We start from the raw sequence: 25925 nt of genomic DNA, 5'->3' as shown, positions 1-25925 counted from the left end.
TCAGACACGGACCGCGATGCACATCCTCACCACGACCTCCGCTTCGCTCGACGATCTCGCCGAGCCTGTCGATCTCAGGCAGACGCCGGCGGACATCGTGGCCTTGTCCTTCACCGACAGCGATCTCGCCGGACTGGCGGCAGCGTGGAAGGCGGACGCCGACCGCCTGCCCACCATGCGGCTCGCGGCACTGCGCGACCTGCGCCATCCCATGTCCGTCGACCTCTGGATCGACAGCGTCGCCCGCCATGCCAAGGTCATCCTGGTGCGCATCCTCGGCGGCTACGACTGGTGGCGCTATGGCTGCGACCAGCTGGCGGTGATTGCCCGCGAACGCGGCATCAAACTGATGCTGCTTCCAGGTGAAAGCCATGACGAGGACCTCAGGCTGATCGAAGCCTCGACGCTGCCGCGCGCCGAACTCGACGGCCTGCTCGGCTATTTCCGCGAGGGCGGGCTGGCCAATATGAGCGCGCTGGTGCACAGGCTGGCAGGCCTGGCTGGACAGGATACGTCCGTCGCCAATTCGGTCAGCGTGCCGAAGGCCGGTTACTATCAGTCTGGATTGGGGGTCGCGGAGAAGCCGGACCTTTCAAATGTGGGCGCTCGCGTCGTCCCTGTTCTCTTCTACCGTTCGATGCTGCTCGCTGCCGACATCGCTCCGATTGATGCGCTGGCCGAGGCTTTGCGCTCCCAGGGAATGGCAGCGGTCCCGATCTTCGTTTCCAGTCTCAAGGATCCTGTGTCCCTGGCCTTCGTCGAAAATGCCATCGCATCGCTCAAACCCGCCGCCATCATCACCGCGACCGCCTTCGCTTCGGGCGCCGAACCCGGCGCTGGAACCCTGTTCGACCGCGCCGGCGTGCCTGTCTTCCAAGTCATCGTCGCCACCACGCGCCGCGATGTCTGGGAAAACAACCAGCGTGGATTGGCGCCGGCCGACCTTGCCATGCATGTCGTGCTGCCCGAACTCGACGGCCGCATCCTTGCGGGCGCTATTTCCTTCAAGGGCGAGAGCGATATCGATCCGGCGCTTGGCCACCGCGCCTTCGCCAACCGGCCGGAACCGGATCGTGTGACGCAGGTGGCGGGGCGGGTCGCGGCTTTCATTCGCCTTCAGAAGACGCCGCGTGCCGAGCGCAAGCTGGCTATCCTGATCCCGGATTATCCCAGCGCGCCGGGCCGTACCGGTTATGCCGTGGGGCTCGATGTGCCGTCCAGCGTACTGGCCATGCTGCATGACTTGAGCGAACAGGGCTATGTGGTTGGAGAGATTCCGCAAACGCCGCGGGAATTGCTGGACTCGCTGGAGGGGGCCGAGATGGGCTGGGGTTGGAGGAGTATCGGAAATTCTCCAAGGACCTACCGGCTGGGGCGGTTGCTGCGGTAAGTGCAGCTTGGGGCAAGGCCGAAGACGAGACAGGCTTGCGCGAGGCCCCCCTCTCTGTCCTGCCGGACATCTCCCCCTCAAGGGGGGAGATCAGCAGCTTCGCTGCCGGCTCTCCACTTTCGACGTTTGATATTGGCGAAATCGGCGACGACCGCTCAATCTCCCCCTTTGATGGGGAGATATCCGGCAGGACAGAGAGGGGGCCTCGCGCAAGCCTTCACCATCAACCACAAGACACTTCGCCTTCCGCGCCGCGCATTTCGGCAACATCACAGTGGCACTCGCCCCCGATCGTGGCCGTTCCGCCGATCGCCGCGCCGATTATCACGACCCGACGCTGCCTCCGCGCCACGCCTTGATCGCCTTCGGCCTGTGGCTGCGCAAATCGCTCGGCGTCCATGCGCTGATCCATGTCGGCGCCCACGGCACGCTGGAGTGGCTGCCCGGCAAGACGATCGCGCTTTCGCAAAACTGCTTCCCCGAGATCGTCACCGGGTCCCTGCCCGTCATCTATCCTTTCATCGTCTCCAATCCAGGCGAGGCGGCGCAGGCCAAACGGCGCATCGCCGCCGTCACCCTTGGCCATCTGCCGCCGCCGCTGACAGGCGCCGGCCTCGACGAGCACCAGCACAAGCTCGAACGCCTGGTCGACGAATACGCCCAGGCCGACGGCCTCGACCGCCGCCGCCGCGACCGTCTCGCCAGGCTGATTGTCGAAACCGCGCAAAAGACCGGCCTTGCCTCCGAAGCCGGCGTCGCCAAAACCGATGCGTCCGACGAAGCGCTGCGCCGCATCGACGCCTGGCTCTGCGATCTCAAGGACTTCGCTATCAAGGACGGGCTGCATATCTACGGCCGCGCGCCCGAGGGCGAGCCGGATGCCATGCGCCGCCAAAGCGCGGAAGCCGAGAAGTCGGCGCTACTCGCGGCGCTCGATGGCCGCCACGTCACGGCCGGCCCGGCTGGCGCGCCCGCACGGGGCCGCTCCGACGTGCTGCCCACCGGCCGTAACCTGTTCACCTCGGACCCGCGCACCATGCCGACGCCGACCGCCTACGACCTGGGCAAGGCGGCGGCGGAAGAAGTGGTGCGCGGCTACCTGCAATCGCATGGCGACTGGCCGCGCTCCCTGGTCATCGATCTCTGGGGCTCGGCCTCGCTGCGCACCGGTGGCGAAGAGATCGCGCAGGGCCTGGCGCTGATGGGCTGCCGACCGCAATGGGACACTGCCACCGGCCGCATCACCGGCATTGAGGTGCTGCCGCCGGCGACGCTCGGCCGCCCGCGCGTCGACGTCACCTGGCGCATATCAGGCCTGTTCCGCGACATGTTCCCGACCCAGATCGCGTTGATCGATGCCGCCGCCAACGCCGTCGCCGCCCGCGACGAGGACGATTCGGAAAACCCGCTCGCCGCCAAGACCCGCGCCGATGGCAAGATCAGCCCGCGCATCTTCGGCACCTCGCCCGGCACTTATGGCGCCGGCGTCGAGGATTTGTTGTCGCGCGGCGACTGGGCGGCGCGCGAAGAGATCGGCCGCGCCTATCTCGACGCCACCTCGCACGCCTATGGCGGTGCCGGCGGCGAAGGCGTCTCGGCGCCCGGAGCGTTTGAAGGCCGCATCGCCGAGGCCGATCTTCTCGTTCACACCGGCGATGATCCGGGCCGCGACATCCTCGAAGGCTCAGCCGACGTCGCCTTCATCGGCGGCTTTTCGGCCGCCCTTGCGGCACTTGGCAGGAATGCCGACGTCATCGTGCTCGACACCACGGATCCGCAAAAACCGAAACCGCGATCGGTTGGCGAGGCGGTATCGCGCGTGGTGCGTGCCCGCGCCGTCAACGCACGCTTCATCTCAGGCCAGATGCGGCACGGCCCGCGCGGCGCCTCCGAATTCGCCGAAACGGTCGACCGGCTGGTCGGCTTCGCCGAAACCACCCATGCCATTTCAGGCGCGCTGATCGAGGCCGTGCACGATGCCTATCTCGGCGATCCGGACGTTCGCGCCTTCATCCTGCGCGAGAATCCCGCCGCCGCCAAAATCATCGCCGAGCGCTTCCTGTCGGCGCGCCGGCGCGGCCTCTGGCATCCCTTGCGCAACTCGATCGACGACGATCTCGCCGCGCTGATTGAGGAAGCCAACGCGCTCGGGGTCGCGGCATGAACGCCTTCTCGCGCCGTGGCGCCTGCCCCGCTTTGTCGGCACCGATGCAGACAGGCGACGGCCTGCTGGTGCGACTCAACCCGGTCGCCGGGGGTCTGTCGCCCAGGCTCTTGATCGGGATCGCCGAATCCGCCTTGCGGCACGGCAACGGCATCATGGAAGTCACCGCGCGCGGCAGCCTGCAGATACGCGGCCTCACTGCGGACAGCGCTGCGTTGCTGGCGGCGGAGGTGGATGCATTCGGAATCGCGGTGCGCACCGGGGTGCCGGTCGAGACCGGCCCGCTGGCAGGCATTGACCCGCGGGAGATAGCCGATCCCCGGCCTTTGGCTGAGCGCATTCGGGTGGCCGTCGAAGATGCCGGGTTGACGCAGCGGCTGGGACCGAAGGTTTCGGTGATCGTCGACGGTGGCGGACAACTGACGCTGGATGCGGTGACGGCCGATGTGCGGCTGAGGGCGGTGCGGATTGGTGCCGGCGTTCAGTGGCAGGTGTCTGTTGCCGGTGATGGGCAAAGCGCAACATTGCTGGTCGCGGCGGAAGGCGACGCGGCGCGCGATGTTGCGGTTGCGGTGCTGAGGATGGTGGCCGAGAAAGGCCGGGAGGCTCACGTAAGGGATTTGTCGGAGATGCAGTTGGTGTCTCTCGCGGGTTGGCGCGAGGCGCCCCCCTCTGTCCTGCCGGACATCTCCCCTCTAGGGGGAGATCAACGGCTTCGACGCTGGCTTTTCAACAACACCGGAGATTGGCGAAACCATCGGTGACAGCGCAATCTCCCCCCTTGAGGGGGAGATGTCCGGCAGGACAGAAGGGGGCGCCTCGCGCAAACCTATCGGTCTTTTTCCCTTGGCCGGTGACACTTTCGCTCTCGGCATTGCTCTCCCCTACGGCAGCATGCCCGCCGAAAAGCTCATCGCCCTCGCGCAAAGAGCCCTCGCCCTCGGCGCCACCGAAATCCGCCTCGCCCCAGGCCGTGTCTTGCTTTTCCTCGGCCAGCCGGCGACCGCCAACCAGCCCCTGCAAGACACAGCCACCACCCTCGGCTTCGTCACCTCCGCCGCCGACCCCCGCACCCGCATAGCCGCTTGCCCCGGTACGCCGGCTTGCGCGTCCGGCCGCATCGCCACCCGCGACATCGCCGAGACGATCGCCACCGAAAACGCCGACATCCTCGATCCCTCCCTCACCCTGCACATTTCCGGCTGCGCCAAGAGCTGCGCGCATCCCGGTCCGGCGGCGCTGACCTTGGTCGGCGGCGAAAACGGAGCCGGACTTGTCGTGAACGCGACGGCAAAGGCTCTTCCTGCCGGCTACAGGCCGGGCTATGACGCCGCGCGCGGCATCGGCCGCGTCGCCGCGGTGATCCGCGGCGCTCGATATCAGGGCGAGACCGCCGCCGCTTGCCTGACAAGGCTGGGCACGGCCGGCATCGCCGAAACCTACCAACGGGCCCAACCTTACCAACGGAAATGAGCATGGCCGCCTACGACTACATCCACGATGGCACGGCGATCTACGAGCGCTCCTTCGCCATCATCCGCGCCGAGGCCGATCTCTCGCGCTTCTCGGAAGCCGAGGCCGATGTCGCCATCCGCATGATCCACGCCTGCGGCCAGGTCGAAGCCGCCAGGAACTTTGTCTTCTCCCCCGATTTCGTCACCGCCGCCCGCAAAGCCCTGGCGGCGGGCGCGCCGATCTTCTGCGACGCGGAGATGGTCTCGCATGGCGTCACCCGCGCCCGGCTGCCGGCCGGCAACGAGGTGATCTGCACCTTGCGCGACCCGCGCACGCACGACGTCGCGAGGGAGATCGGCAACACCCGCTCGGCCGCCGCGATCGACCTGTGGGGCGAGCGCATGGCCGGTTCGGTGGTCGCCATCGGTAATGCCCCGACCGCGCTGTTTTATCTTCTGGAAAAGCTACGCGACGGAGCCCCCAAACCGGCGGCCATCATCGGCATGCCAGTCGGCTTCGTCGGCGCCGCCGAATCCAAGGATGCGCTGGCCGAGAATTCCTATGGCGTGCCCTACGCCATCGTGCGCGGCAGGCTTGGCGGCAGCGCCATGACCGCCGCCGCGCTCAATTCGCTGGCGAGGCCGGGCCTGTGAACGCGCTTCCAAAAGGCAGGCTCGTCGGCGTCGGCACCGGTCCCGGCGATCCCGAACTGTTGACGCTGAAGGCCGCGCGGGTCCTGGCCGAGGCCGATGTCGTGGCTTATTTCGCCAAGCGCGGCAACAACAGCAATGCGCGCGCCATCGTCGAGGCGCGCTTCCGGCCCGACATGCTGGAACTGCCGCTGCTCTATCCCGTCACCACGGAGATCGACAAGGACCACGACGACTACCGCTTGCAGATATCAGGTTTCTACGAGGAGTCGGCCGACAAGGTCGCCGAACACCTCGATGCTGGCAGGATGGTCGCCGTGCTCTCCGAAGGCGACCCGCTGTTCTACGGCTCCTATATGCATCTGCACGTCCGCCTCGCCAATCGTTTCCCGACCGAGGTCATTCCCGGCATTACCGCCATGTCCGGCTGCTGGTCGCAGACCGGTGTGCCGATCGTCCAGGGTGACGACGTGCTGACCGTGCTGCCCGGCACGATGAGCGAGTTCGAGCTGACCCGGCGCCTCGCCGACACCGATGCGGCCGTCATCATGAAGGTCGGCCGCAACCTGCCCAAGATCAGGCGCGCACTGGAAGCGACCGGCAAGCTGACGCGCGCAATCTATGTCGAGCGCGGCACCATGGCCGGCAGCGTCTCGATGCGGCTTGCCGACAAGCCGGACGACAAGGCGCCCTACTTCGCCATCGTGCTGGTTGCCGGCTGGTCCGGCCGCCCGACCGGAGCGCAGACATGAGCGGCCGTCTCACCGTCATCGGCCTCGGCCCCGGCAATGCCGACCAGGTCACACCGCAAGCCAGCCGCGCTGTCGCCGAGGCGAAATTCTTCTATGGCTACAAGCCTTATCTCGACCGGCTTGACCTGCGCCCCGACCAGACCCGCGTCGCTTCGGACAATCGCGAGGAACTCGCCCGTTCCAAGGATGCGCTGACGAAGGCCGCCGAAGGCCACGATGTCGCCGTGGTGTCCGGCGGCGATCCCGGCGTCTTCGCCATGGCCGCCGCCGTCTGCGAGGCGATCGAGGCCGGTCCGGCCGCATGGCGTGCGGTCGATGTCGCCGTCGTTCCTGGCGTCACCGCCATGCTGGCGGTCGCCGCCCGCATCGGCGCGCCGCTCGGCCACGACTTCTGCGCCATTTCGCTGTCCGACAATCTGAAGCCCTGGGATCTGATCGAACTGCGCCTGCTGGCGGCAGCCGGCGCCGGCTTCGTCATCGCGCTCTACAATCCGATCAGCAAGGCGCGTCCCTGGCAGCTTGGCCGCGCCTTCGAATGCCTGACCGCCATCCTGCCCGGCACGACGCCGGTGATCTTCGGCCGCGCCGCGGGTCGGCCAGACGAGCGCATCGAGGTCTATCTGCTGGCCGATGTCGACGCAGAAAAGGCCGACATGGCGACCTGCATCATCATCGGTTCGCCGGAGACCCGGATCATCAAGCGCGGCGACAAGCCGGCGCTGGTCTACACGCCGCGCTCGGCGTCGGGTGCGACGAAATGATCGATCATCGCGGCCAGCGCTTCGACGGTTTCAGCCGAAGGCACCTCCGGCAAGGCCGGCCTGCGCACCATGACCACCTCGATGCCGAGCGTTCGCGCCGCGGCAATCTTTCCGTATGTCGCCGCGCCGCCGCTGTTCTTCGACACCACGACATCTATGTGATGCTTTTCGAGCAAAGCGCGCTCATCCCTCTCGTGGAACGGGCCGCGCGCCAGCAGATAGTCGGCGTCGGGCACACCCAGCTTCGGTTCGACCGGATCGACGCTGCGGATGAGATAGTGATGCTGGGGTGCGGCCTCGAAGGCGGCCACCTCCTGTCGGCCAAGCGCCAGAAACACGCGGCGCGGCACCTCGCCAAGCGCCCGCGTGGCGGCGGCAACGCTATCGATCTCAAGCCAGCGGTCGCCTTCAGCGGCCTCCCACCCCGGGCGCCGCAAGGCAAGGATCGGCACGCCGGTCTTGCGCGCGGCCATCGCCGCGTTGGCGGAGATTCGCGCCGCATAGGGATGCGTGGCGTCGATCAGCAGATCGACACCCGCCTCGCGGACATATGCCGCCAGACCGTCGGTGCCGCCGAATCCTCCGCTTCGCACGGGCACGCCCTGCGCGACGGGGCTTTCCGTGCGGCCGGCCAGCGACAGCGTGACCGAGCAATCGGCGCGCGCCGCCAATTTTCCGGCCAGTTGCCGGGCTTCGGTGGTGCCGCCAAGGATCAGAATGCGGTGGGTCATCATGCCTGCTGAAGGTCCGCGCGGCGCCAAGCCCAACTCGAGATGGCTCACGATTGTCGGCATCGGCGAAGACGGTTTAGCGGGTCTCGGCGATGAGGCCAAGCGGCGGATCGCCGAGGCGGAGTTCATCTTCGGCGGCAAGCGGCACCTGGAGCTGGTCGCTTCCTTCGCTAGGGGTAAGCCATGCCCCTGGCCGGTTCCTTTCGATGCCGGGATGGCCGATGTCCTGGCGCTCGCCGGCAGGAACGTCTGTGTGCTCGCCTCCGGCGACCCGTTCTTCCACGGGGTCGGCGCCACCCTCGCCCGCAAGGTCAAGCCGCGCGAGATGCATGTCATATCAGCGCCCTCGGCGATTTCCCTAGCCGCGGCGCGGCTCGGCTGGGCACTGCAAGACATCGAGATCATCTCGTTGCACGGCCACCCGATCGACCTGATCCGCCCGCTGCTGCAGCCCAACGCGCGCATCCTGGCGCTGACGTCGGATGGCGATGCGCCCGCTTCAATTGCCCGCCTGCTCACCGAGCTCGACTTCGGCGCTTCACGGCTGACGGTGCTGGAGGCTTTGGGCGGACCGAAGGAGACATTGCGCTCAGCGCGTGCCGATGCCTTCCATCTGGAAAACATCAATCCACTCAACGTACTGGCGGTCGAGATTGATTCGGCCCCGCAAGGGCGCGTGCTGCCGCTCACATCGGGCCTTGCAGATCATCTGTTCGAGCATGACGGCCAGATCACCAAACGCGAAATCCGCGCCATCACCCTGTCGGCGTTGGCGCCGAGGCGCGGCGAATTGCTGTGGGATGTCGGCGCCGGCTCAGGCTCCATCGGCATCGAATGGATGCTCGCCCACCCTTCGCTGCGCGCCGTCGCCATCGAGGCCGACCCGGCCCGGGCCGCCCGCATCGGCCACAATGCCGTTGCCTGTGGTGTTCCCCGCCTCGTCATTGTGGAAGGCAGCGCGCCCAAGGCACTGGCCAAACTAGCGACGCCCGATGCCATCTTCATCGGCGGCGGCGGCAGCGACACCGGTGTCTTGAACGCCGCCATCAAGGCGCTGCGCACCGGCGGCCGTCTCGTCGCCAACGCGGTGACGCTGGAGATGGAGGCGCTGCTTCTCGCCCAGCACACCAGGCGCGGCGGCGATCTTATCAGGATAAACATCTCCCGCGCTTCGCCGGTCGGCTCGATGCAGGCGTGGCGGCCGGCCATGCCTGTCACACAATGGAGCTGGGTGAAGCCATGATGGTCGCGGGTATCGGCAGCCGAAAGGGCGTCACCGTCGAGGACGTGCTCGCGGCGATAGAAACCGCGCTCGAAGCGCATGGGCTGGCGATGTCGGCTCTTTCGGCCCTGGCCACCGCCGCGCTCAAGAAGGATGAAGACGCGATCGCTGCCGCCGGCCGCGCGCTGAACCTTCCGGTCATCATCGTCGATGACGCAGCTCTCCAGGCAGCCTCGCCACAAACGCTCAGCAGCTCCAGCCTCTCGCGGGACCTGGCCGGCACACCATCGGTTTCCGAAGCGTCGGCCCTTGCCGTCGCCGGGAAAGGCGCCAGCCTGCTTGGTCCACGCACGGTGCTCGGTGCGGTCACCTGCGCCATCGCCATCAGCGGAGACGCCGAATGACCGTCCATTTCATCGGCGCCGGTCCCGGCGCCGCCGACCTCATCACGCTGCGTGGCGCAAGGCTCTTGGCGAGTTGCCCGGTCTGCCTCCACGCCGGCTCCATTGTCGCGCCCGAGTTGCTGCAGCACTGCGCGCCGGGAACGAAGCTGATCGACACCGCGCCGATGTCGCTGGACGAGATCGAGGCTGAATATGTGGCAGCCCACAAGGCCGGCCATGATGTGGCCCGTCTGCACTCCGGCGACCTGTCGGTGTGGAGCGCGGTTGCCGAGCAGATCCGCCGGCTCGAAAAGCATGGCATCCCCTACACGCTGACGCCGGGCGTCCCTTCCTTCGCGGCGGCGGCCGCCGCCCTTCGCCGCGAGCTGACCATTCCCGAAGTCGCGCAAAGCCTTGTGCTGACCCGCGTCTCCGGCCGCGCCTCGAAAATGCCGCCCGGCGAGACCTTGGCCGGTTTCGGCCGCACCGGCGCCACGCTTGCAATCCATCTTGCCATCCATGCCATCGACCGCGTCGTCGCCGAACTGACCCCGCACTACGGCGGCGATTGCCCGGTCGCGATCGTCTTCCGCGCCTCCTGGCCGGACGAGCGCGTGCTGACCGGCACGTTGGAGACCATCGAGGCAAAGCTCGCCGTCGATCCGATGGAGCGTACGGCACTCATCTTCGTCGGCCGCTCGCTGGCGGCGGAAGGCTTTGGCGAGAGTTCATTGTACGACGCCCATTATCAGCGGCGTTTTCGCGGACGGGACGGATTGTGAGCGGCAGCACCAGAAACAAAGGCGAAAACACCACGCTCGAACAGGCGCTCGCGCGCCTGAACTTCAAGCCGCGTCCGCTCGAGCCAGGCCATGTCTGGCTGGCCGGCGCCGGTCCCGGCGATCCCGGCTGCCTGACCCTGGAAGTGCTGGCTGCTTTGGCCGAAGCGGATGCGCTGGTCTACGACGCACTGGTTTCGCCCGACGTGGTCGCGGTAGCCGGCAACGCCGAGCTTTTCTTTGCTGGAAAACGCGGCGGCCAACCCTCGATGAAGCAGGACGACATCACCGCCTTGCTGGTGCGGCTGGCGCGTGAAGGCCGCCGCGTCGTCAGGCTGAAGGGCGGCGACCCCTACATTTTCGGCCGTGGCGGCGAAGAGGCGCTGGCGCTGGCGCGCGAAAACATCCCATTCCGTGTGCTGCCGGGCCTGACGTCGGGCCTCAGCGCATTGGCGGCCACCGGTATCCCGGCCACCATGCGCGGCATCAACAAGGCTGTCATTCTGGCGACCGGCCACGCCGCTGGCACCGATGACGACATCGACTGGGCGGCAATCGCCCGTACCGGCCAGCCGGTCGTCATCTATATGGGCATGGCCAATCTGCCTGTTATAGCGGCAGCCCTGCTCGACGGCGGGCTGGCGCCATCGACGCCGGCGGCCGTGATCGTTGCCGCGACGACACCGCAGGAGCGGACCGTGGTCGCCACGCTCGCCACTATTGCCGAGGCAGCGGCGGCGGCCGGGCTTGCCTCACCGGCATTGATCGTCGTTGGCGGCATCGTCGCCATGCGCGCGGCACTGGCTGGGCAAGCATGACTGCGCGTGCGATCATCATCGGCGCGCCACGCTCCGGCTCGGGCAAGACCAGCGTCACCATCGGCATCTTGCGCGCGCTGACCCGGCGCGGCCTGAAGGTGCGCGGCGCCAAATCCGGCCCCGACTATATCGATCCCGGCTTCCACACCGCCGCCACCGGCCTGTCCGGCGTCAATCTCGACAGCTGGGCGATGCGGCCGTCGTTGCTCAACGCGCTGGCCGCTCAGGCGGCCGACGATGCCGACTTCGTCATCCTCGAAAGCGCCATGGGCCTGTTCGACGGCATTCCGGCCTCGCCCGGCCGCACCGGCTCTGCCGCCGATCTGGCGCGGCTCTACGGCCTGCCGGTGCTGCTGGTGTTCGACGTGTCGGGCCAGTCGACCACCGCGGCGGCCGTCGCCAAGGGTTTTGCCACCTACGACCCGGATGTGCGCATGGCCGGCGTGGTGTTGAACCGGTTGGGCAGCGAGCGCCACCGTCGGCTCTCCGGCGACGCCATCGAGGCGATCGGCCTGCCGGTCGTCGGCGCTATTTTGCGCGATCCGACGCTCAATTTGCCCGAACGCCATCTCGGCCTCGTCCAAGCCGGCGAATATGACGACCTGATGGCGCATCTCGATCGGCTCGCCGACATGGCGGAGAAGTCACTCGACCTCGACGCGATCATGGCGCTGGCGACACCCCTCGACCCGGCAGTTGGCGACTTCGCCGACGCGCTGCGACCGCCTGGCCAACGCATCGCACTGGCCGAGGACGCCGCCTTCACCTTCCTTTACCCGCATGTCGTCGCCTGTTGGCGCAAGGCCGGCGCGGAAATCGTCCCGTTCTCGCCGCTCGCCGACGAAGCGCCCGACCAGGATTGTGATGTCTGCTGGCTGCCCGGCGGCTACCCCGAGCTTCACGCCGGCAAACTCGCAGCCGCCATGAATTTTCATGCGGGAATGGCGCGTTTCGCCGCGAAGAAGCCGATCCATGGCGAGTGCGGTGGCTTCATGGTGCTTGGCGAAGCGCTGGAGGATGCTGGCGGCGAGACGCATCGCATGCTCGGCCTGCTCGGCCATTCCACCAGCTTCGCCAGGCGCAAGATGAATCTCGGCTACCGCGAGGCAAAGCTGCGCGCCGACTGTCCCCTGGGGCCGCAAGGCGCGCTGATCCGAGGTCACGAATTCCACTATGCGCAGATGACGGCCACTGGCAATGACGAGCCGCTGGCCGACCTCGCCGACGGCCAAGGCAATCCGCTCGGCGCTTCCGGCTACCGGCGCGGCCATGTCAGCGGCACCTTCTTTCATGCGATTGCGAGGAGCTAGGCCATGAAGCTCCCAAGAATTACCCTGTCGCCTCGGCAAGTCCTCGATGACATCGCGCTCTGCCTGGTCTTCTTCACGCGGCTGCCGCTGCCTGTGTTCGATTTTCGTGGCCGCAGCCTCGCCGCCGCGATCTGGGCCGCTCCGATCGCCGGCCTTGCCGTCGGCTTGATCGGCGCGATCGTCTTTGCCACGGCGGAACGCTTTGGCCTTGCCATTGGGCCGTCAGCCGCCCTTGCCCTTGTTGCAACCGTGCTCACCACCGGCTGCCTGCACGAGGATGGGCTCTCCGACGTCGCCGATGGCTTCGGTGGCGGCAAGTCGCGCGGACGCAAGCTCGAGATCATGCGCGACAGCCGCATCGGCGCCTATGGTGCGATGGCGCTGGCGCTGTCGCTGCTGACCCGCTGGAGCACGCTGTCGGAACTCCGCGATCCCACGCAAGCCCTCTTCGCTCTGGTGGCCGCGCATGCGGCCTCGCGCGGCGTGCTCGGCGCCTTCATGCACCTCTTGCCGCCGGCACGATCCGACGGCCTGTCGGCCGACGCCGGCACCGTCTCGCTCGAGATGGCAATAGCCGGCGCCGTGCTTGGGGCGATTCCGCTGCTCCTGCTTGGCCCCGGCGGCGCCATCGCCGCTCTGATTCTACTCGGCCTGCTGTTTGCCGCCTTCCACGCTCTTTGCCTCAACCAGATCGGCGGCCAGACCGGCGATACGGTCGGCGCCTTGCAGCAGGTGAGCGAAATCGCGGTGCTTCTCGTCGCTTCCGTAGCTCTTTCCTGATCCCCTTGACCTGATTCCCTTCTGGAGACCTTGCCCCCATGCCCTTCAAATCCCTCGATGAACTGCGCGCAGCCTGCCTTGACCTGCCCGCCGGCAGCGAGGCGGCCGCCAATGCCGTTGCTCGCCGCCAGGACACGCTGACCAAGCCGCAAGGCAGCCTTGGCCGGCTGGAAACCATCGCCGCCTGGCTGGCGCGTTGGCAGGGCCGCGACATGCCGAAGCTCGACCGCGTAAAAGTCTTCGTCTTCGCCGGCAACCACGGCGTCACCGCGCAGGGCGTATCGGCCTACCCCTCGGAAGTCACCGTGCAGATGGTGGCGAATTTTGCCGGTGGCGGTGCCGCCATCAACCAGTTGGCCCGCATCGCTGGCGCCGAACTCGACGTCATCCCGCTCGACCTCGACCAGCCCACTGGCGACTTCACGCAGACATCGGCGATGGACGAGAAAGCCTTTCTCGCCGCCGTGTCCGCTGGCTATGACGCGGTGACCAAAGACATCGACCTCGTCTGCTTTGGCGAAATGGGCATCGGCAACACCACGCCCGCCGCCGCCATTTCGGCTGCCCTGTTCGGCGGCGGCGCCGAAAAATGGACCGGTCGTGGCACCGGCGTTGACGATGCCGGCCTGAAGCGCAAGGTGGTCGCCATCGAAGCCGGCCTGAAGCGCCACGCCGCCACCCTCGCCGACCCGCTGGGCGTTGCCGCTTCGCTCGGTGGCCGCGAACTCGCCGCCATCTTCGGCGCCACACTCGCCGCCCGCCATCTCGGCATACCCGTGCTGCTCGACGGCTTCGTCTGCACAGCTGCGGCGGCACCGTTGGCCAAGCTGCATCCGACCGGCCTCGCCCACACGATCGCCGCCCACGTCTCCGCCGAATCGGGCCATCGCGGCCTGCTCGAAGCGCTCGCCCTGCCGCCGCTGCTCGATCTCGGCATGCGGCTCGGCGAAGGCTCAGGCGCGTGCCTGGCCGTCAACATCGTGCGCTCGGCGCTGGAATGCCATGCGAGAATGGCGAGCTTTGCCGAGGCTGGCGTTTCGGAGAAGTAATGCGCGGATCGCCTTGAGGTACAAACCCTCATAAATTTTCGGAGCCCCCAAAACAGCGAGGGCCGCGATGTCCTTGCTCGGACTGGCTGAAACTTCGACAGCAAGAGAAGGCACGGGCGCGCTCGGCCTTTTCCGCAGGCTCCAAGTGAAAGGGCATATATTAGCTAGAAAGAATATATTAATGGCTGTGGTGCAGCCTTCCGTACGGGGATGGGAAACGCCTCCTCATCGGACGTTCCAAACGCGCGCCCTTGAAGCGCCGGGACGCTCGACCAGTGCGGAGCAAACGCATGAGTGTCGGAGCAGCTCTCGAACTATTGCTGCGGTTGATTCATAGCCGAGCCATGAAGTTGGCGGCGTTGCCGGAGGATGAAAGGGATATACACTACGATCTCATCCGCCGCGCATGCTGCGCAGCCGCCGAGCACATCGGGCAAAACCCCGACAAGGCAGCCATCACGGCAAACGATATGGTTGAGTTTGTTCACGCGTTGGTGGGAATCATCGAAGCGGGCTGTGATTCAGACCAAGGGCCAAGCACCGACCGACCGCCAGCGCGACATTTCGGCAGCCGGGGGCATGGCATGACGCGCATCTAGAGCAATTCCAGAAAAAGTGTGAAACGGTTTTCCGTCCGGAATTGCGTCAAAACAAAAAGTTAGACCATGATGCCGAACAGTGTGACGCGGTTTTCGGACGACATCATGCTCCATCTCTTTGATTCAGAGGCGGATGGATGTCGCAAGCTTTGAATTTCCGGAGAGGCCGGCCGGGCTTTCGGTCGGATTGAGCGGGAAACAAACCAGGACACAATTTCGGTGCTGGCCCGAAATATTCAGACATAGTGCGGATACCGACTTCCGCCTGCATCCGTCAGGGTCCCTCACCTCGTCCAACAAATTGATTTTGTTAGATTTTTGGTGGGTGCGCACAGGATTGAACTGTGGACCCGCTGATTAAGAGTCAGCTGCTCTACCAACTGAGCTACGCACCCACTCGGCCGGCAAAAACCGGCGTTGGCGGCCATATAGCCGCCGATGCCGGTCCTGTCCAGCCCTGCTGGAATCATTTCCCGACAAATCGCATAAAGCCTTGTCGTGCCGGGAAAGAATGGGCAGGCGATCAGACGAAAAGCTTGCCTTCCGCGACTTTGATCGCATTGCCCCCAATGCGCGCGGAGGACAGTTTTCCGCCCTGCACGGTCAGTTCGAGGCGGATGCGCGACGGCCGGCCCATCTCCAGTCCCTGTTCGATCCACAATTGCGAAACCCCGTCGGTCGGAGCGTCGAAATGCATGATGGCGCCGGCGAAGGCCGCCGCCGCGGAGCCCGTGGCCGGGTCCTCGTAGGACGGCGTGCCCGGCACGATCATGCGCACATGGAAAGCGCTTTCGTGGTTCACCGTCTCGCGGCAATAGACGTAGGGGCTGGCAAAGGCCCATTCGCTCTTGCGCGGCGCCAGTTCCGACCACGCCTGATTGTCCAGCCGGATCCGGCCCGCCGCCTCGAGGTTGGCGACTGGAATGGTCACATAGGGCACGCCCGCCGACCAAAAGGCGACGCGGTGATTCTCGAAGCCGATTTCATGCGGTGCCAGGCCAAGTGCCGCGCCGATCGCCACCGGATCGGCTTCGAGCTTCAGCGGTTCCGGCAGCTTCGCCAGGTCGAATTCGGCGAAGGTGGCGCCATCGTGCTGGCTCACGGCGCAACGCACCGGTCCGATGTTTTCCTCCAGCACGAAGATCCCGGCACCGCCCTCACCGGCCAGTTCGGCAAGCGCGATTGCCGAGCCCACCGTCGGGTGGCCCGCGAACGGCATTTCATAGTCGGGCGTGAAAATGCGGATGCGGTTTCGGTGCTTGGGATTGTCCGGCGGCAACACGAAAACCGATTCGGACAGGTTGAACTCGCGCGCGATTGCTTGCATCGCGGCGGTGTCCAGACCTTTGCAATCCAACACCACCGCCAGCGGGTTGCCGGCCAGTCGCTCCGTCGTGAACACATCGTAAAGCAAGTAATTCCGGGTTTGCATTCCTGCCTCAATCCCAACATGGGCGAAATTTAATTTGATATTTGAACCGGTAAGCCTGATCTGTGCACAGATAGGGACATTACGCGTCATAGGGGTCCGACGTGGACCAGATTGTCAATCTGCCAAAGACGGAATCGGATTCCGCCATCGAGACGGCGCTGGGGCTCGACCACGCCGGCCGGCGCAGGACGCGCCGCCGCGGTTGGCTCTATGCATTGCTGTCACTGATCGTCCTCGTCGCGGCTTTTGCCGGCTATCAATGGTATGCCGGCACGCCGACCCGGATCGACTATACGACAGTGCCAGCGGCGAAGGCCGACCTCACCGTCCAGGTGTCCGCGACGGGCACGCTGCAGCCGCTCACCCAGGTCGACATCTCAAGCCAGCTCTCCGGCATCATACGCTCGGTCACGGTCAACGAGAACCAGCAGGTGAAGAAGGGCGACGTGTTGGCTGCGCTCGACACCGCCAAGCTGCAGGTCCAGATCGAACGGGCTGAAGCGTCCGCGAAAGGAGCGGCCGCCAATGTCGAGGATGCCACGGTGACGCTCGCCGAGAACGAGAGCGCGCTTGTCCGCGCGGCCGCCCTGACCAAGCGCGGCATGGCCACCGACCAGTCGCTCGAGGCGGCGACCGCGACCCGCGACCGTTCCAAGGCAGCGCTCGACAGCGCCAAAGCCAATCTGGCCATCGCCAATGCCGATCTGAAATCGCAGCAGACCGACCTTGCCAACAGCACCATCTATGCGCCGATCGACGGCATCGTGTTGACCCGTTCGGTCGACCCCGGCCAGACGGTCGCCTCTTCGCTGCAGGCGCCGGTGCTGTTCGTCATCGCCGCCGATCTCAGGAACATGGAGTTGGTGGCCGCGGTCGACGAAGCCGACATCGGCGCGGTCAAGTCGGGCCAGCATGCCCGCTTCACCGTCGACGCCTTTCCCGACCGGCCGTTCGATGCCGAAATTCGCGACATCTCCTATGCCTCGGTCACGACGGACGGCGTCGTCACCTACAATGCCCGCCTCGAGGTCGACAACGGCGAACTTCTGTTGCGGCCCGGCATGACCGCCACCGTTTCGGTGGTCACGCGGCAGGCCAAGGACGTGCTCACCGTGCCTTCTTCCGCCTTCCGCTACCGCCCGGCGCAGCAAGCGGCGCGCGGCTGGAGCTTGAGCGACCTGTTCACCGGCCGCATGGGCCGCCCCGGCGGCAACCGCCAGCGCCAGATCGCGAAGGCCCCGACCGATGGTTCCCGCACGCTCTATGTGCTGGAGAACGGGCGGCAGCACCCGGTCAACGTCAAGATCGGCTCCACCGACGGCGAGCTGACCGAGATCACCTCCGGCCTGGAGGAAGGCGCGCAGGTGATCACCGCATCGCAGTCGCGGAGCTGAGGCCATGGCCGCCGGTGCCGCCCTCATCACCTTCGACAAGGTCTGGAAGAGCTACGGCCAGGGCGAAGCCAAGGTCCATGCTCTGGCCGGCGTCGACCTTGCCATCCGGCGCGGCGAATTCGTCGCCATCATGGGGCCGTCAGGCTCCGGCAAGTCGACGGCGATGAACATCATCGGCTGCCTCGACACGCCAACCGCCGGAACCTATTCCTTCATGGGCGTCGATGCCGGCCGGCTCGACCGCAACCGCCGCGCCATGCTGCGCAACCTCTATGTCGGCTTCGTCTTCCAGGGCTACAATCTCTTGGCCCGCACCACTGCGGCCGAAAATGTCGAGCTGCCGCTGATCTATCGCGGCGTCGCCGCTCGCGAGCGCCGTGACCTTGCCATGCAGGCGCTGGCCGAGGTCGGCCTCGTCGGCCGCGAGCATCACACGCCGGCCGAGCTTTCCGGCGGCCAGCAGCAGCGCGTGGCCATCGCCCGCGCCATCGTCACCAGGCCGACGCTGCTCGTCGCCGACGAGCCGACCGGCAATCTCGACACCGCGCGCACGCATGAGATCATGGAGCTGCTGACGCGGCTGAACAGGGAGCTTGGCCTGACCATCACCATGGTCACGCACGAGGCCGATGTCGCCGAATACGCCGAGCGCACCATTCGCTTCCTCGACGGCCACGTGGCCTCCGATTCCATGAACCTGGAAGTGGCATAGGCTATGATCTGGGAAACCGTCCGCCTCTCGCTGCGCTCGATCCGCCGCAACGTGCTGCGCTCGTTCCTGACCTTGCTCGGGATCGTCATCGGCGTTGCCGCCGTCATTGCCATGCTGACCATCGGCTCCGGCACCACGCAAAAGGTCAAGGCCGACATTTCCAAGCTCGGCAGCAATCTGCTGGTCGTGCGAGCCGGGCGCCCGGCCGGTCCCGGCGGTCCGGGCGGGCTCGACCAGGCGGTGCGGCCGCTGGCCGAAAAGGACCTGGCGGCGCTGGTTGCGCATCTCACCGGCGCGCGCGCCATCTCCCCGGCATCGCAGAAGCAGGTGCGCGTCATCTTCGGCACCGAAGGCCTGACCTCTGGCGTCACCGGCACCGACAGCGCCTATCTCGACGCACGCGACTGGAAACTGGTCTCGGGCCGCCCGTTCAGCGATTCCGAAACCCGTTCGGGCACCGGCGTGTGCCTGATCGGTGAGACGGTGCGCCAGCAGTTCTTCGGCGCCGGCGATCCCGAGGGCGAGATCGTCCGCGTCAACCGCACCTCCTGCAAGATCGTCGGCCTGCTCGAGCCCAAGGGCTATACCGGCTTCGGCCAGGACCAGGACAATGTCGTGCTGATGCCGCTCGCCGCCTATCAGCGCCGCATCGCCGGCAACCGCGACATCGACAACATCTATATCGCCGCTGACGACCGCACGCCGACCACCGAATTGCAGCCGCGCGTCGAGGACATTTTGCGCGATGCGCGCCATAAGACCCCCGACCGAGAAAGCGATTTCGCCATTCGCGACATGACCCAGATCGCCGATGCCATGGCCAGCGCCACCACCACCATGACCGGCATGCTGGGCGCGGTCGCCGGCGTCAGCCTGCTGGTTGGCGGCATCGGCATCATGAACATCATGCTGGTGTCCGTCACCGAGCGAACGCGCGAGATCGGCATCAGGCTCGCCATCGGCGCGCATGAAAAGCACATCCTCATCCAGTTCCTGGTGGAGGCGACGGTGCTGTCGCTGCTCGGCGGCATCATCGGTATCCTGATCGGGCTGGCGCTGGCCGGCCTCGCCTCGGCGACGCTGACCATACCCTTCGCGCCGAGCCCGGCGGTGATCCTGCTCGCCGTCGGCTTCTCCGCCCTGATCGGCATGGTGTTCGGCTTCTTCCCGGCCCTGCGCGGCGCCAGGCTCGATCCGATCGATGCGCTAAGGCACGAGTAAGGGAGCAAGCTGCAAAGGCTCCCGGCACTCCGCGCCGGTTTTTACACAACCTTCGACGTTTCCGCCCTGCCCCAGCCCTGTCGTCACTGTGTTGGCGATGTTATGCCAAGGCTTATCTGGTCGAGGAGCAGCTGATGAGCAAGAAGGCGCGCGTGATCCTGACCATGGTGATTATCGAAGCTGTCCTGGCAGGGATCTGGTGGTATCTCGCCGGTTACGGGATGACCAACCCCGATCGCGTCAAACCGGATTTCCAAGCGGTCGTCGGCCAGACCATGGGTATGGCGATGGGCGGGTTGCTGGGCGTCGGCTTCATTCTGTTTTTCGTCGCCGCGCGCAACGACCGCAAGGCACTCAAGAGCAAGACATCATAGAGCCCTGTCCGCCTCTCCCCGGATCATTCATCCCGACTGCGGCGACGACGTGCGGTTCGAGTGGCAGGCGGGGCTACAACGCTGCTTCCCACGGATTGACGGTATTTAAGCCGGCGGCCGCGAACGGGCTGGTATCGCGGGTGGCGACCGTGAGGCCGTGTGCAGCTGCAGTGGCGGCGATGTAACCATCCGCGTTGCCGATCGCCTTGCCCGCGGCCGTCGCCTGCACCATGAGGATGGCATAGGCGCGCGACGCATCGAGATCGAAGGGCAGAATACGGCCTGCAAACAGCGGCAGCGCGTCCTGCTCCAGACGATCATGCAGGATCGTGCGGCGCTTGCCGGCAGGCATCGCCGCGATACCGAAACGCAGTTCGGCCACGGTGACGGCCGAGAGATAGAGGGTTTCGACGGCCTGAGCGTCGATCCACGCGATGACGCGCGGATCGGGCGCAGGTTTCCACGGCTCGGAAATTACATTGGTATCGATGAGGATCATTCGAACCGTACCGGCTCGCCCCGTGTTTTGTCGCGGAGCCTTTGCAAGGTATCGACATCCTCTTGCGACAATCCGGCCTCGCGGCCGATGGCGGCGAGAAGCGAGCCGAGTTTGACCCGATTGGCAGGTCGCACGGCCGTTTCCAGGATCTCTCGCATTTCAGCTTCAGTGCTGCGGCCGTGGTGGGCCGCCCGCACCTTCAAGGCGCGGAGCGTTTCCTCTGGCAAATTGCGGATGGTGACAGCGCTCATCGATAGCAAACCTATTTACGCGACATCGTTGATAGCATTTTATCAATTTTGATATCAAAACGCAATCTCTCGGCGCTTCTCCGTAAGGCGCATGCGAGGGGGATTTAGCCCTCGCTCGCGAAATGCCACTCGATCAGCGGCTTCATGTGCGGGGACAGACCGTCCGGCAGGTCGGCGGCATGGCGGATGATCACCGGCTCCTCGATCTCCGGATCGGCTTCGGTGGCGACGAAGGCGCGGATGCGCGATGCGATCTCGTCAGCCGGCTCATCGACATGATAGCGGCGAAAGATGACCGTGCCGCTTGCCGTCGACAGGGCATGCCACCGCACGCCGCGCCTGGCATCCGACAGGTCGAGGCCGGTCTCCTCACGCACCTCGCGGATCATGTTGAAATCGACATCGACGAGCCCATCGCGAAAATCGATCGGCTCGAACGAGCCCGCGGCGAAGTAGACGCGGCCGGCATTGACGGTCCGCTGTCCCATGCGAATCGCCACCAGCGCATTGTCGCCGGCCACCAGCACGGCATGGCCATAGGCGTGCTCGGCGCCGGAATTCTCACGCCGTTTACGCCAAAGCATGAAGGTCGAGTAGTTGACCGCATGGCAGCGGCCGATGAGGCGGCGGTCGCGATAGGAAAGTTCCGAAAGCAGCACCACAATGCCGTCGAACAGCGCAGGATTGGCCGCCGTCTCCAGCCGCCAGTTCTCGACGATCGCCTCCACATTATCCACCGCGAAGGCATGCGGGCCGGGATCGAGACGGACGTCGATGGTGTCGACCGGCAGGATGACATTGCGCGGAAGATCAAAGCTCATGTCGCTCAGGTCCCGATCCTGCCCATCAGGCCATGTCCAGCGTGATCGCCACCGGGCAATGATCCGAGGCCTTGGGCCGATCCCAGCCGGCACGCGGGAAGCGCTCGACTTCCTGGCCGGCGGGAAAGATCGTGCGCCAGGGTTGGCCGTTGCGGATGATGTCGGGAACGGCGGTGGCGTTCTTGGCCGCCAGTCCCCTCGAAAGCAGGATATAGTCGAGCTGGCACAAATGCCGCTCCTCGGGTCCGCGTGTATGATAGAAGGTCCAGCGGTTTATTTCCGGCCGCCGCTCGACCACGTTTTCGCAGAAGCCGCCCGCTGTCAGCACGTTGATGCAGGACAGGTTCTCGTCGACCACCTCGAAGCGGTAGCCGTCGACCTCATCGCCGGCGATCTTCACCCGCTGGCGGTAATCGTTCATGTCGCCGCAGATCGCCCAACGCTTGTCGGCAGCATGATCCGCACCAAAGCGCTCCTCGATGATGCGCCGCACGGCCTGCGCCTCGGCGGTGCGCACCGGCATTGTCGCTTCGCGTCCGTCGAGCCCGTTGCGGGGCGACCCCATCGACTTGAAGTGCACGAGATAGAGCGTCATCGGCGCACCGCCCACCTTGATGTCGACCTCCAGGCAGTCGCGCCGGAAGATGCGTTCATTGGCCTGGTTGCCGAGCGCCGCGAGTTCCAGCGTGTGCAAGCCAAATTGCTCGTAGGTGACATAGGCGTGGCTGGTCATGCGCACGAATTCGATCGGCTGTCCCTGCGCGGTCTCGTTGCGCATCATTATCGCGACATCGATGCCGCGCGAATCATTGCCCGACGTGGTGTATTTCTGGCGGTAGCCCTGCCCCACCATCTTGAACAGATAGCCGTACTCGAACGCCTTCAGCGCTTCGATGTTGTCGACCTCCTGCATGCAGATGATGTCGGCGCGGGTGGCGGCGATGGCCAGCGCCGTCAGCTGGCGCGTGTCGTCGGATTGTGCGATGGCGCGTGCCTGTTCCAGCATCCTGTATTCGGCCTCGCTCTGGATATCGAACAGCGCCAGTGTCCGGTCTTCATTGAGCTGGTTGCGATAGCCGGAAAAATCGAACCTGTTCATCAGGTTCTCGACATTGAAGGTGGCAAGGCGCAGCGACATGCGCTGACCTTTGCCTGCAAGAGCGGCGGAAGACAAGCTGCAGGACCACAAGCAGGGATCGATTGATCCTGACGGCGTTCGCGCCATGGTTGACGGAACCTTTCCGTTCATCCGCCGTTCAGACGCAAAGATCCACAGTAGTCCCATTCCCCTGGGTAGGGCGTGGGGCCTGTTCTCTTGGAGAAGTGCAATGAACGCGCTTTTTTCTTCCACTGTCAAATCCGGGCTGATAGCGCTCGGTATTGTCTCCGGCATCACGGCGCCGTCCGCTGCCGGGCCGATCCTGCAGCCGGATGTGTCGATCCCGGCCAGCGCCGCCGCGCCAACGGTCACCCCGGTCCGTGACGAATGGGCCGGCGGCAACAACCGGAGTTTCAATAACGATTGGAGGTGGCGCCGGTCGGGCAACTGGAGCGGCCGCCACTGGGATGGCGGAGGCAACTGGAGCGGCCGCCACTGGAATGGTGGCGGCAACTGGAACCGCGGCGACGACTGGCGCTGGCGCCATGGCCGCCACCACTATCACGGCGGCTACTACGATGATGGCGCCGCCGCGATCCTCGGCCTCGGCCTGGGGCTCGGCCTTGGCAGCATGTACAACAACTATAACAACTACGATTACTATGCGCCGGCGCCGCGCCGCTACTACCGCGCCGGCCGGCTGTCGAACGCGCATGTGCAATGGTGCTACAACCGCTACCGGTCGTATCGCGCTTACGACAACACGTTCCAGCCCTATAACGGCCCGCGCCAGCAGTGCTGGTCGCCCTATAGCTGAGCTGCCTACGGCTGACACCAGAAATGAAAACGGCGCCACGTGGCGCCGTTTTTGGTTAGAGGGGTTCGAGCGTATCGATTTCGCTCAGTTCTTGGCCTTGTCGACCAGCTTGTTCTTCGAGATCCACGGCATCATCGCACGCAGCTTGGCGCCGACTTCCTCGATCTGGTGGCTGTCGTTGTTGCGGCGGATACCTTTGAAGCGCGACAGGCCGGCGCGGTATTCCTGCATCCATTCCGAGGTGAATTTGCCGGTCTGGATGTCCTTCAGCACGCGCTTCATCTCGGCCTTGGTCTCGGCGGTGATGATGCGCGGACCCGAGACATATTCGCCCCATTCGGCGGTGTTGGAGATCGAGTAGTTCATGTTGGCGATGCCGCCTTCATAGATCAGGTCGACGATCAGCTTCACCTCGTGCAGGCACTCGAAATAGGCCATTTCGGGCGCATAGCCGGCTTCCACTAGGGTCTCGAAGCCGGCGCGGATCAGTTCGACCAGGCCGCCGCACAGAACAACCTGCTCGCCGAACAGGTCGGTCTCGCATTCCTCGCGGAAATTGGTCTCGATGATGCCCGAACGGCCGCCGCCGACGCCGCAGGCGTAGGAGAGAGCGAGGTCGAGCGCGTTGCCCGAGGCGTCCTGGTTGACGGCGACCAGGCACGGCACGCCGCCACCCTTCTGGTATTCGCCGCGCACCGTGTGGCCGGGACCCTTCGGCGCGATCATGACGACGTCGACGGTCGACTTGGGCTCGATGAGGCCGAAATGCACGTTGAGGCCGTGCGCGAAGGCGATCGCGGCACCGTCGCGGATGTTCGGCGCGATCTCGTTCTTGTAGATGTCGGCCTGCAATTCGTCGGGCGTCGCCATCATCATCAGGTCGGCCCATTTGGCGGCGTCGGCGACGCTCATCACCTTGAGCCCGTCGGCCTCGACCTTCTTGGCGGTCGCCGAACCGGCCTTGAGGCCGATGGCGATCTCCTTGGCGCCGGAATCCTTGAGGTTGAGCGCATGCGCCCTGCCCTGGCTGCCATAGCCGATGATGGCGACCTTCTTGCCCTTGATCAGGTTGAGATCGGCATCACGATCGTAATAGACGCGCATTTTTACTTCCTTCCCGTTTTGAAGATCAGAGGCCTTGCGGCCCGTTTGTTGCTCCGAAAAGAGCGAGAAACTGCTGCGTCGCGCGGATGGCATCGCCGCCGATCGCCGCCTCAGTCAATTCCAGCCGGTCACCGAGCAGCAGACGGATCTGCACATCCCGGCCAACCAGCCCGAAAAAGGTACGGAACGCCATCTCCGCATCCGCGAATTCAAGGAGCCCCGCCCGCCGGCCGGCTTCAAGCACCGGCTTCAGCCGCTTGGCCAGTGCAAAGCGCCCATTCTCCAGCACGACGGCGCCGAGATCGTCCTTGCCCGACCCCGCATGGCCGACCGCGACACGGTTGAGCGCGATCGACGTATCGCTGGAGATCACCTTCAACCAGTCGCAGGCAAATCGCTCGAGGCTTGCCGTCAGCGAGGCAAGGTCGAGCCCCTTGCCGTCGACCTGCGCCACCCGCACTTTCGACGCCTGCCACTGCACGGTCGCCGTCAGCAGCCCGTCACGGTCGCCGAACCATTTGTAGAGCGTTTCCTTGGAACAGCTTGCCCGCCGCGCCACGGCGGTCATGGTCAGGTTGTCGCCCTCCTCGACCAGCAGCCGCAGCGCCGCGTTCAGAACGGCCTGCTGCCGCTCCGTCGGCGTCTCGCTGGTATCGATGTCAGGCACGCTGTGCAACACGCTCTTCCCTCGGCAGCCAAAAGCAGGTCGGCTAGCCGTCTGCCGTACCGTACGTTACGGTTCGGCATATTGCGCAATCCGATGATCGGCGCAAGGGCAGAGAAGAAAAATATCTGCTGGGGTCCCGCGTAGCGGCGCAATGCGCATGCTCAGTCCGCGGCAGGCGGATGGCGCAGATGGCCAAGCAGTGCCGAGACCATGCGCAACTCATCCGGCGAGAGTTTGGCACCAACCAGTTCGGCGATCGACCGGCCGTAGACCGCCCACATCCGGCGGCGCGTCTCGCGCCCCTTGGCCGTGATGCGGATGGTTTGCCCGCGGCCGTCATCGGCTACCGGCAGTTTCTCGACCAGCCCGTCGGCCTCGAGCCGCGCCAACAGCCGCGAGATGTTGTATTGCGCAAACAAGGTGCGCTCGATCAATTGAAACGGCCGCAAACCGCCCTCGCCGGCCTCGGCAAGCTCGTGCAACACGTCGTACCATGAGAGCGGCGGCAGGCCGCCCTCCTTCAGCGCGTCCTCGGCGCGTTCCATCAATTGGCGCGACACCCGCATCAGGCGGGCCCAGACCTTGATGGCTTCAGGCGAAGGCATGGCTGTCTCTGTCATGGCGGCACCATACGAGATAGATGCAATTGCATCAAGCTTGACGATCGATGCACATGCATCTACATAGATGC

The 25925-nt window shown here is 65.6% G+C and carries 25 protein-coding genes, 1 tRNA gene and 2 pseudogenes; 18 read left to right on the top strand and 10 right to left on the bottom strand.

Translation table 11 applies throughout. The features are described from left to right. The first annotated feature begins 16 nt into the window (after positions 1–16). From EJ077_RS11915 to EJ077_RS11895, 5 genes and pseudogenes are all read left to right on the top strand, one after another. Positions 17–3554: pseudogene (locus EJ077_RS11915) on the top strand (cobaltochelatase subunit CobN). Beyond that, positions 3551–5024: pseudogene (cobG, locus tag EJ077_RS11910) on the top strand (precorrin-3B synthase); the annotation flags it as partial. The pseudogenes EJ077_RS11915 and cobG, both read left to right, overlap by 4 nt. A 5-nt stretch (positions 5025–5029) precedes the next feature. Beyond that, complete coding sequence (locus EJ077_RS11905) at positions 5030–5662, top strand: precorrin-8X methylmutase (protein WP_208702178.1); 633 nt, start codon at positions 5030–5032, stop codon at positions 5660–5662. After that, positions 5659–6411, top strand: a complete 753-nt coding sequence (locus EJ077_RS11900; protein WP_208702176.1) for a precorrin-2 C(20)-methyltransferase — start codon at positions 5659–5661, stop codon at positions 6409–6411. Before EJ077_RS11905 ends, EJ077_RS11900 begins: the two co-directional genes overlap by 4 nt. After that, positions 6408–7172, top strand: a complete 765-nt coding sequence (locus EJ077_RS11895; RefSeq protein ID WP_208702174.1) for a precorrin-3B C(17)-methyltransferase — start codon at positions 6408–6410, stop codon at positions 7170–7172. The genes EJ077_RS11900 and EJ077_RS11895 overlap by 4 nt, the downstream gene beginning before the upstream one ends. On the opposite strand, the gene EJ077_RS11890 is transcribed toward EJ077_RS11895, so the two are convergent. Continuing rightward, entirely contained in the window at positions 7136–7903 is a 768-nt protein-coding gene (locus EJ077_RS11890) for a cobalt-precorrin-6A reductase (protein WP_208702172.1), read from the bottom strand. The genes EJ077_RS11895 and EJ077_RS11890 overlap by 37 nt on opposite strands. A 1-nt stretch (position 7904) precedes the next feature. Between EJ077_RS11890 and cbiE the strand changes: the two genes are divergently transcribed. The 8 genes from cbiE (at position 7905) to EJ077_RS11850 (ending at position 14843) form a co-directional block, all read left to right on the top strand. Continuing rightward, positions 7905–9146 (top strand): precorrin-6y C5,15-methyltransferase (decarboxylating) subunit CbiE, encoded by a 1242-nt coding sequence (gene cbiE / locus EJ077_RS11885; RefSeq protein ID WP_208702170.1) that lies wholly within the window; start codon positions 7905–7907, stop codon positions 9144–9146. Continuing rightward, on the top strand, positions 9143–9529 hold the full coding sequence (locus tag EJ077_RS11880) for a cobalamin biosynthesis protein (protein ID WP_208702168.1): 387 nt from the start codon (positions 9143–9145) through the stop codon (positions 9527–9529). The genes cbiE and EJ077_RS11880 overlap by 4 nt, the downstream gene beginning before the upstream one ends. Further along, positions 9526–10290, top strand: coding sequence for a precorrin-4 C(11)-methyltransferase (cobM, locus tag EJ077_RS11875; protein ID WP_208702166.1), 765 nt, complete (start codon positions 9526–9528; stop codon positions 10288–10290). The genes EJ077_RS11880 and cobM overlap by 4 nt, the downstream gene beginning before the upstream one ends. Continuing rightward, the gene (cobA, locus tag EJ077_RS11870; RefSeq protein ID WP_208702164.1) at positions 10287–11105 is read left to right on the top strand and encodes a uroporphyrinogen-III C-methyltransferase; all 819 of its coding nucleotides are present in this window, start codon (positions 10287–10289) and stop codon (positions 11103–11105) included. Before cobM ends, cobA begins: the two co-directional genes overlap by 4 nt. After that, a complete protein-coding gene (locus EJ077_RS11865; RefSeq protein ID WP_208702162.1) occupies positions 11102–12415 on the top strand; it encodes a cobyrinate a,c-diamide synthase in 1314 nt (437 codons plus the stop codon). The genes cobA and EJ077_RS11865 overlap by 4 nt, the downstream gene beginning before the upstream one ends. A 3-nt stretch (positions 12416–12418) precedes the next feature. Further along, a complete protein-coding gene (gene cobS, locus EJ077_RS11860) occupies positions 12419–13195 on the top strand; it encodes an adenosylcobinamide-GDP ribazoletransferase (RefSeq protein WP_208702160.1) in 777 nt (258 codons plus the stop codon). 38 nt (positions 13196–13233) lie between these two features. Continuing rightward, positions 13234–14244, top strand: coding sequence for a nicotinate-nucleotide--dimethylbenzimidazole phosphoribosyltransferase (cobT, locus tag EJ077_RS11855; protein ID WP_208702158.1), 1011 nt, complete (start codon positions 13234–13236; stop codon positions 14242–14244). Between the two features lie 290 nt (positions 14245–14534). Continuing rightward, entirely contained in the window at positions 14535–14843 is a 309-nt protein-coding gene (locus EJ077_RS11850; protein ID WP_208702156.1) for a hypothetical protein, read from the top strand. 319 nt (positions 14844–15162) lie between these two features. On the opposite strand, the gene EJ077_RS11845 is transcribed toward EJ077_RS11850, so the two are convergent. Both EJ077_RS11845 and EJ077_RS11840 read right to left on the bottom strand, forming a co-directional pair. Continuing rightward, a tRNA-Lys gene (locus EJ077_RS11845) sits at positions 15163–15238 on the bottom strand. A gap of 128 nt (positions 15239–15366) precedes the next feature. Continuing rightward, a complete protein-coding gene (locus EJ077_RS11840) occupies positions 15367–16275 on the bottom strand; it encodes a PhzF family phenazine biosynthesis protein (protein WP_208702154.1) in 909 nt (302 codons plus the stop codon). Positions 16276–16376: 101 nt separating this feature from the next. Here EJ077_RS11840 and EJ077_RS11835 point away from each other — a divergent pair, with 101 nt between their 5' ends. The 4 genes from EJ077_RS11835 to EJ077_RS11820 all read left to right on the top strand — a co-directional run bounded on the left by EJ077_RS11835 (position 16377) and on the right by EJ077_RS11820 (position 19976). Next, a complete protein-coding gene (locus EJ077_RS11835; protein WP_208702152.1) occupies positions 16377–17669 on the top strand; it encodes an efflux RND transporter periplasmic adaptor subunit in 1293 nt (430 codons plus the stop codon). A 4-nt stretch (positions 17670–17673) separates the two neighbouring features. Then, positions 17674–18381, top strand: coding sequence for an ABC transporter ATP-binding protein (locus tag EJ077_RS11830; protein ID WP_208702150.1), 708 nt, complete (start codon positions 17674–17676; stop codon positions 18379–18381). Positions 18382–18384: 3 nt separating this feature from the next. Then, the gene (locus EJ077_RS11825) at positions 18385–19602 is read left to right on the top strand and encodes an ABC transporter permease (protein WP_208702148.1); all 1218 of its coding nucleotides are present in this window, start codon (positions 18385–18387) and stop codon (positions 19600–19602) included. Between the two features lie 134 nt (positions 19603–19736). Next, positions 19737–19976, top strand: a complete 240-nt coding sequence (locus EJ077_RS11820; protein ID WP_208702146.1) for a hypothetical protein — start codon at positions 19737–19739, stop codon at positions 19974–19976. Positions 19977–20049: 73 nt separating this feature from the next. Here the strand turns inward: EJ077_RS11820 and EJ077_RS11815 are convergent, their stop codons facing one another. The 4 genes from EJ077_RS11815 to EJ077_RS11800 all read right to left on the bottom strand — a co-directional run bounded on the left by EJ077_RS11815 (position 20050) and on the right by EJ077_RS11800 (position 22685). Further along, positions 20050–20475 carry a type II toxin-antitoxin system VapC family toxin gene (locus tag EJ077_RS11815; protein WP_208702144.1) on the bottom strand — a complete coding sequence of 142 codons (426 nt, stop codon included), beginning with the start codon at positions 20473–20475 and terminating at the stop codon, positions 20050–20052. Then, entirely contained in the window at positions 20472–20726 is a 255-nt protein-coding gene (locus EJ077_RS11810; RefSeq protein ID WP_208702142.1) for a FitA-like ribbon-helix-helix domain-containing protein, read from the bottom strand. Before EJ077_RS11810 ends, EJ077_RS11815 begins: the two co-directional genes overlap by 4 nt. Positions 20727–20830: 104 nt before the next feature. Beyond that, a complete protein-coding gene (locus EJ077_RS11805; RefSeq protein WP_208702140.1) occupies positions 20831–21547 on the bottom strand; it encodes a hypothetical protein in 717 nt (238 codons plus the stop codon). 25 nt (positions 21548–21572) lie between these two features. Next, a complete protein-coding gene (locus EJ077_RS11800) occupies positions 21573–22685 on the bottom strand; it encodes an endonuclease/exonuclease/phosphatase family protein (protein ID WP_208702138.1) in 1113 nt (370 codons plus the stop codon). A gap of 190 nt (positions 22686–22875) precedes the next feature. Here EJ077_RS11800 and EJ077_RS11795 point away from each other — a divergent pair, with 190 nt between their 5' ends. Continuing rightward, a complete protein-coding gene (locus tag EJ077_RS11795) occupies positions 22876–23463 on the top strand; it encodes a BA14K family protein (RefSeq protein ID WP_208702136.1) in 588 nt (195 codons plus the stop codon). An 84-nt stretch (positions 23464–23547) separates the two neighbouring features. Here EJ077_RS11795 and ilvC read toward each other — a convergent pair whose 3' ends face one another. From ilvC to EJ077_RS11780, 3 genes are all read right to left on the bottom strand, one after another. Then, complete coding sequence (gene ilvC, locus EJ077_RS11790; protein WP_140495398.1) at positions 23548–24567, bottom strand: ketol-acid reductoisomerase; 1020 nt, start codon at positions 24565–24567, stop codon at positions 23548–23550. Between the two features lie 25 nt (positions 24568–24592). Then, on the bottom strand, positions 24593–25246 hold the full coding sequence (locus EJ077_RS11785) for a TetR/AcrR family transcriptional regulator (protein WP_208702134.1): 654 nt from the start codon (positions 25244–25246) through the stop codon (positions 24593–24595). Positions 25247–25395: 149 nt separating this feature from the next. Further along, complete coding sequence (locus tag EJ077_RS11780; RefSeq protein WP_208702132.1) at positions 25396–25854, bottom strand: MarR family winged helix-turn-helix transcriptional regulator; 459 nt, start codon at positions 25852–25854, stop codon at positions 25396–25398. Between the last annotated feature and the right edge of the window lie 71 nt (positions 25855–25925).

The sequence above is a fragment of the Mesorhizobium sp. M8A.F.Ca.ET.057.01.1.1 genome (assembly GCF_003952565.1).
GTDB lineage: Bacteria > Pseudomonadota > Alphaproteobacteria > Rhizobiales > Rhizobiaceae > Mesorhizobium.
Note: the sequence above shows the minus strand (reverse complement) of the source record. Positions and strands in the feature narration are given on the sequence as shown.

What these genes read in the sequence shown, in the direction of transcription:
- EJ077_RS11905 (WP_208702178.1), top strand. Translation starts at nt 5,030, where the DNA reads ATGGCCGCCTACGACTACATCCACGATGGCACGGCGATCTACGAGCGC.
- EJ077_RS11895 (WP_208702174.1), top strand. Translation starts at nt 6,408, where the DNA reads ATGAGCGGCCGTCTCACCGTCATCGGCCTCGGCCCCGGCAATGCCGAC.
- EJ077_RS11890 (WP_208702172.1), bottom strand. Translation starts at nt 7,903, where the DNA reads ATGACCCACCGCATTCTGATCCTTGGCGGCACCACCGAAGCCCGGCAA.
- cbiE (WP_208702170.1), top strand. Translation starts at nt 7,905, where the DNA reads ATGCCTGCTGAAGGTCCGCGCGGCGCCAAGCCCAACTCGAGATGGCTC.
- EJ077_RS11880 (WP_208702168.1), top strand. Translation starts at nt 9,143, where the DNA reads ATGATGGTCGCGGGTATCGGCAGCCGAAAGGGCGTCACCGTCGAGGAC.
- cobM (WP_208702166.1), top strand. Translation starts at nt 9,526, where the DNA reads ATGACCGTCCATTTCATCGGCGCCGGTCCCGGCGCCGCCGACCTCATC.
- EJ077_RS11865 (WP_208702162.1), top strand. Translation starts at nt 11,102, where the DNA reads ATGACTGCGCGTGCGATCATCATCGGCGCGCCACGCTCCGGCTCGGGC.
- cobS (WP_208702160.1), top strand. Translation starts at nt 12,419, where the DNA reads ATGAAGCTCCCAAGAATTACCCTGTCGCCTCGGCAAGTCCTCGATGAC.
- cobT (WP_208702158.1), top strand. Translation starts at nt 13,234, where the DNA reads ATGCCCTTCAAATCCCTCGATGAACTGCGCGCAGCCTGCCTTGACCTG.
- EJ077_RS11850 (WP_208702156.1), top strand. Translation starts at nt 14,535, where the DNA reads ATGAGTGTCGGAGCAGCTCTCGAACTATTGCTGCGGTTGATTCATAGC.
- EJ077_RS11840 (WP_208702154.1), bottom strand. Translation starts at nt 16,275, where the DNA reads ATGCAAACCCGGAATTACTTGCTTTACGATGTGTTCACGACGGAGCGA.
- EJ077_RS11830 (WP_208702150.1), top strand. Translation starts at nt 17,674, where the DNA reads ATGGCCGCCGGTGCCGCCCTCATCACCTTCGACAAGGTCTGGAAGAGC.
- EJ077_RS11825 (WP_208702148.1), top strand. Translation starts at nt 18,385, where the DNA reads ATGATCTGGGAAACCGTCCGCCTCTCGCTGCGCTCGATCCGCCGCAAC.
- EJ077_RS11820 (WP_208702146.1), top strand. Translation starts at nt 19,737, where the DNA reads ATGAGCAAGAAGGCGCGCGTGATCCTGACCATGGTGATTATCGAAGCT.
- EJ077_RS11815 (WP_208702144.1), bottom strand. Translation starts at nt 20,475, where the DNA reads ATGATCCTCATCGATACCAATGTAATTTCCGAGCCGTGGAAACCTGCG.
- EJ077_RS11810 (WP_208702142.1), bottom strand. Translation starts at nt 20,726, where the DNA reads ATGAGCGCTGTCACCATCCGCAATTTGCCAGAGGAAACGCTCCGCGCC.
- EJ077_RS11805 (WP_208702140.1), bottom strand. Translation starts at nt 21,547, where the DNA reads ATGAGCTTTGATCTTCCGCGCAATGTCATCCTGCCGGTCGACACCATC.
- EJ077_RS11800 (WP_208702138.1), bottom strand. Translation starts at nt 22,685, where the DNA reads ATGTCGCTGCGCCTTGCCACCTTCAATGTCGAGAACCTGATGAACAGG.
- EJ077_RS11795 (WP_208702136.1), top strand. Translation starts at nt 22,876, where the DNA reads ATGAACGCGCTTTTTTCTTCCACTGTCAAATCCGGGCTGATAGCGCTC.
- ilvC (WP_140495398.1), bottom strand. Translation starts at nt 24,567, where the DNA reads ATGCGCGTCTATTACGATCGTGATGCCGATCTCAACCTGATCAAGGGC.
- EJ077_RS11780 (WP_208702132.1), bottom strand. Translation starts at nt 25,854, where the DNA reads ATGACAGAGACAGCCATGCCTTCGCCTGAAGCCATCAAGGTCTGGGCC.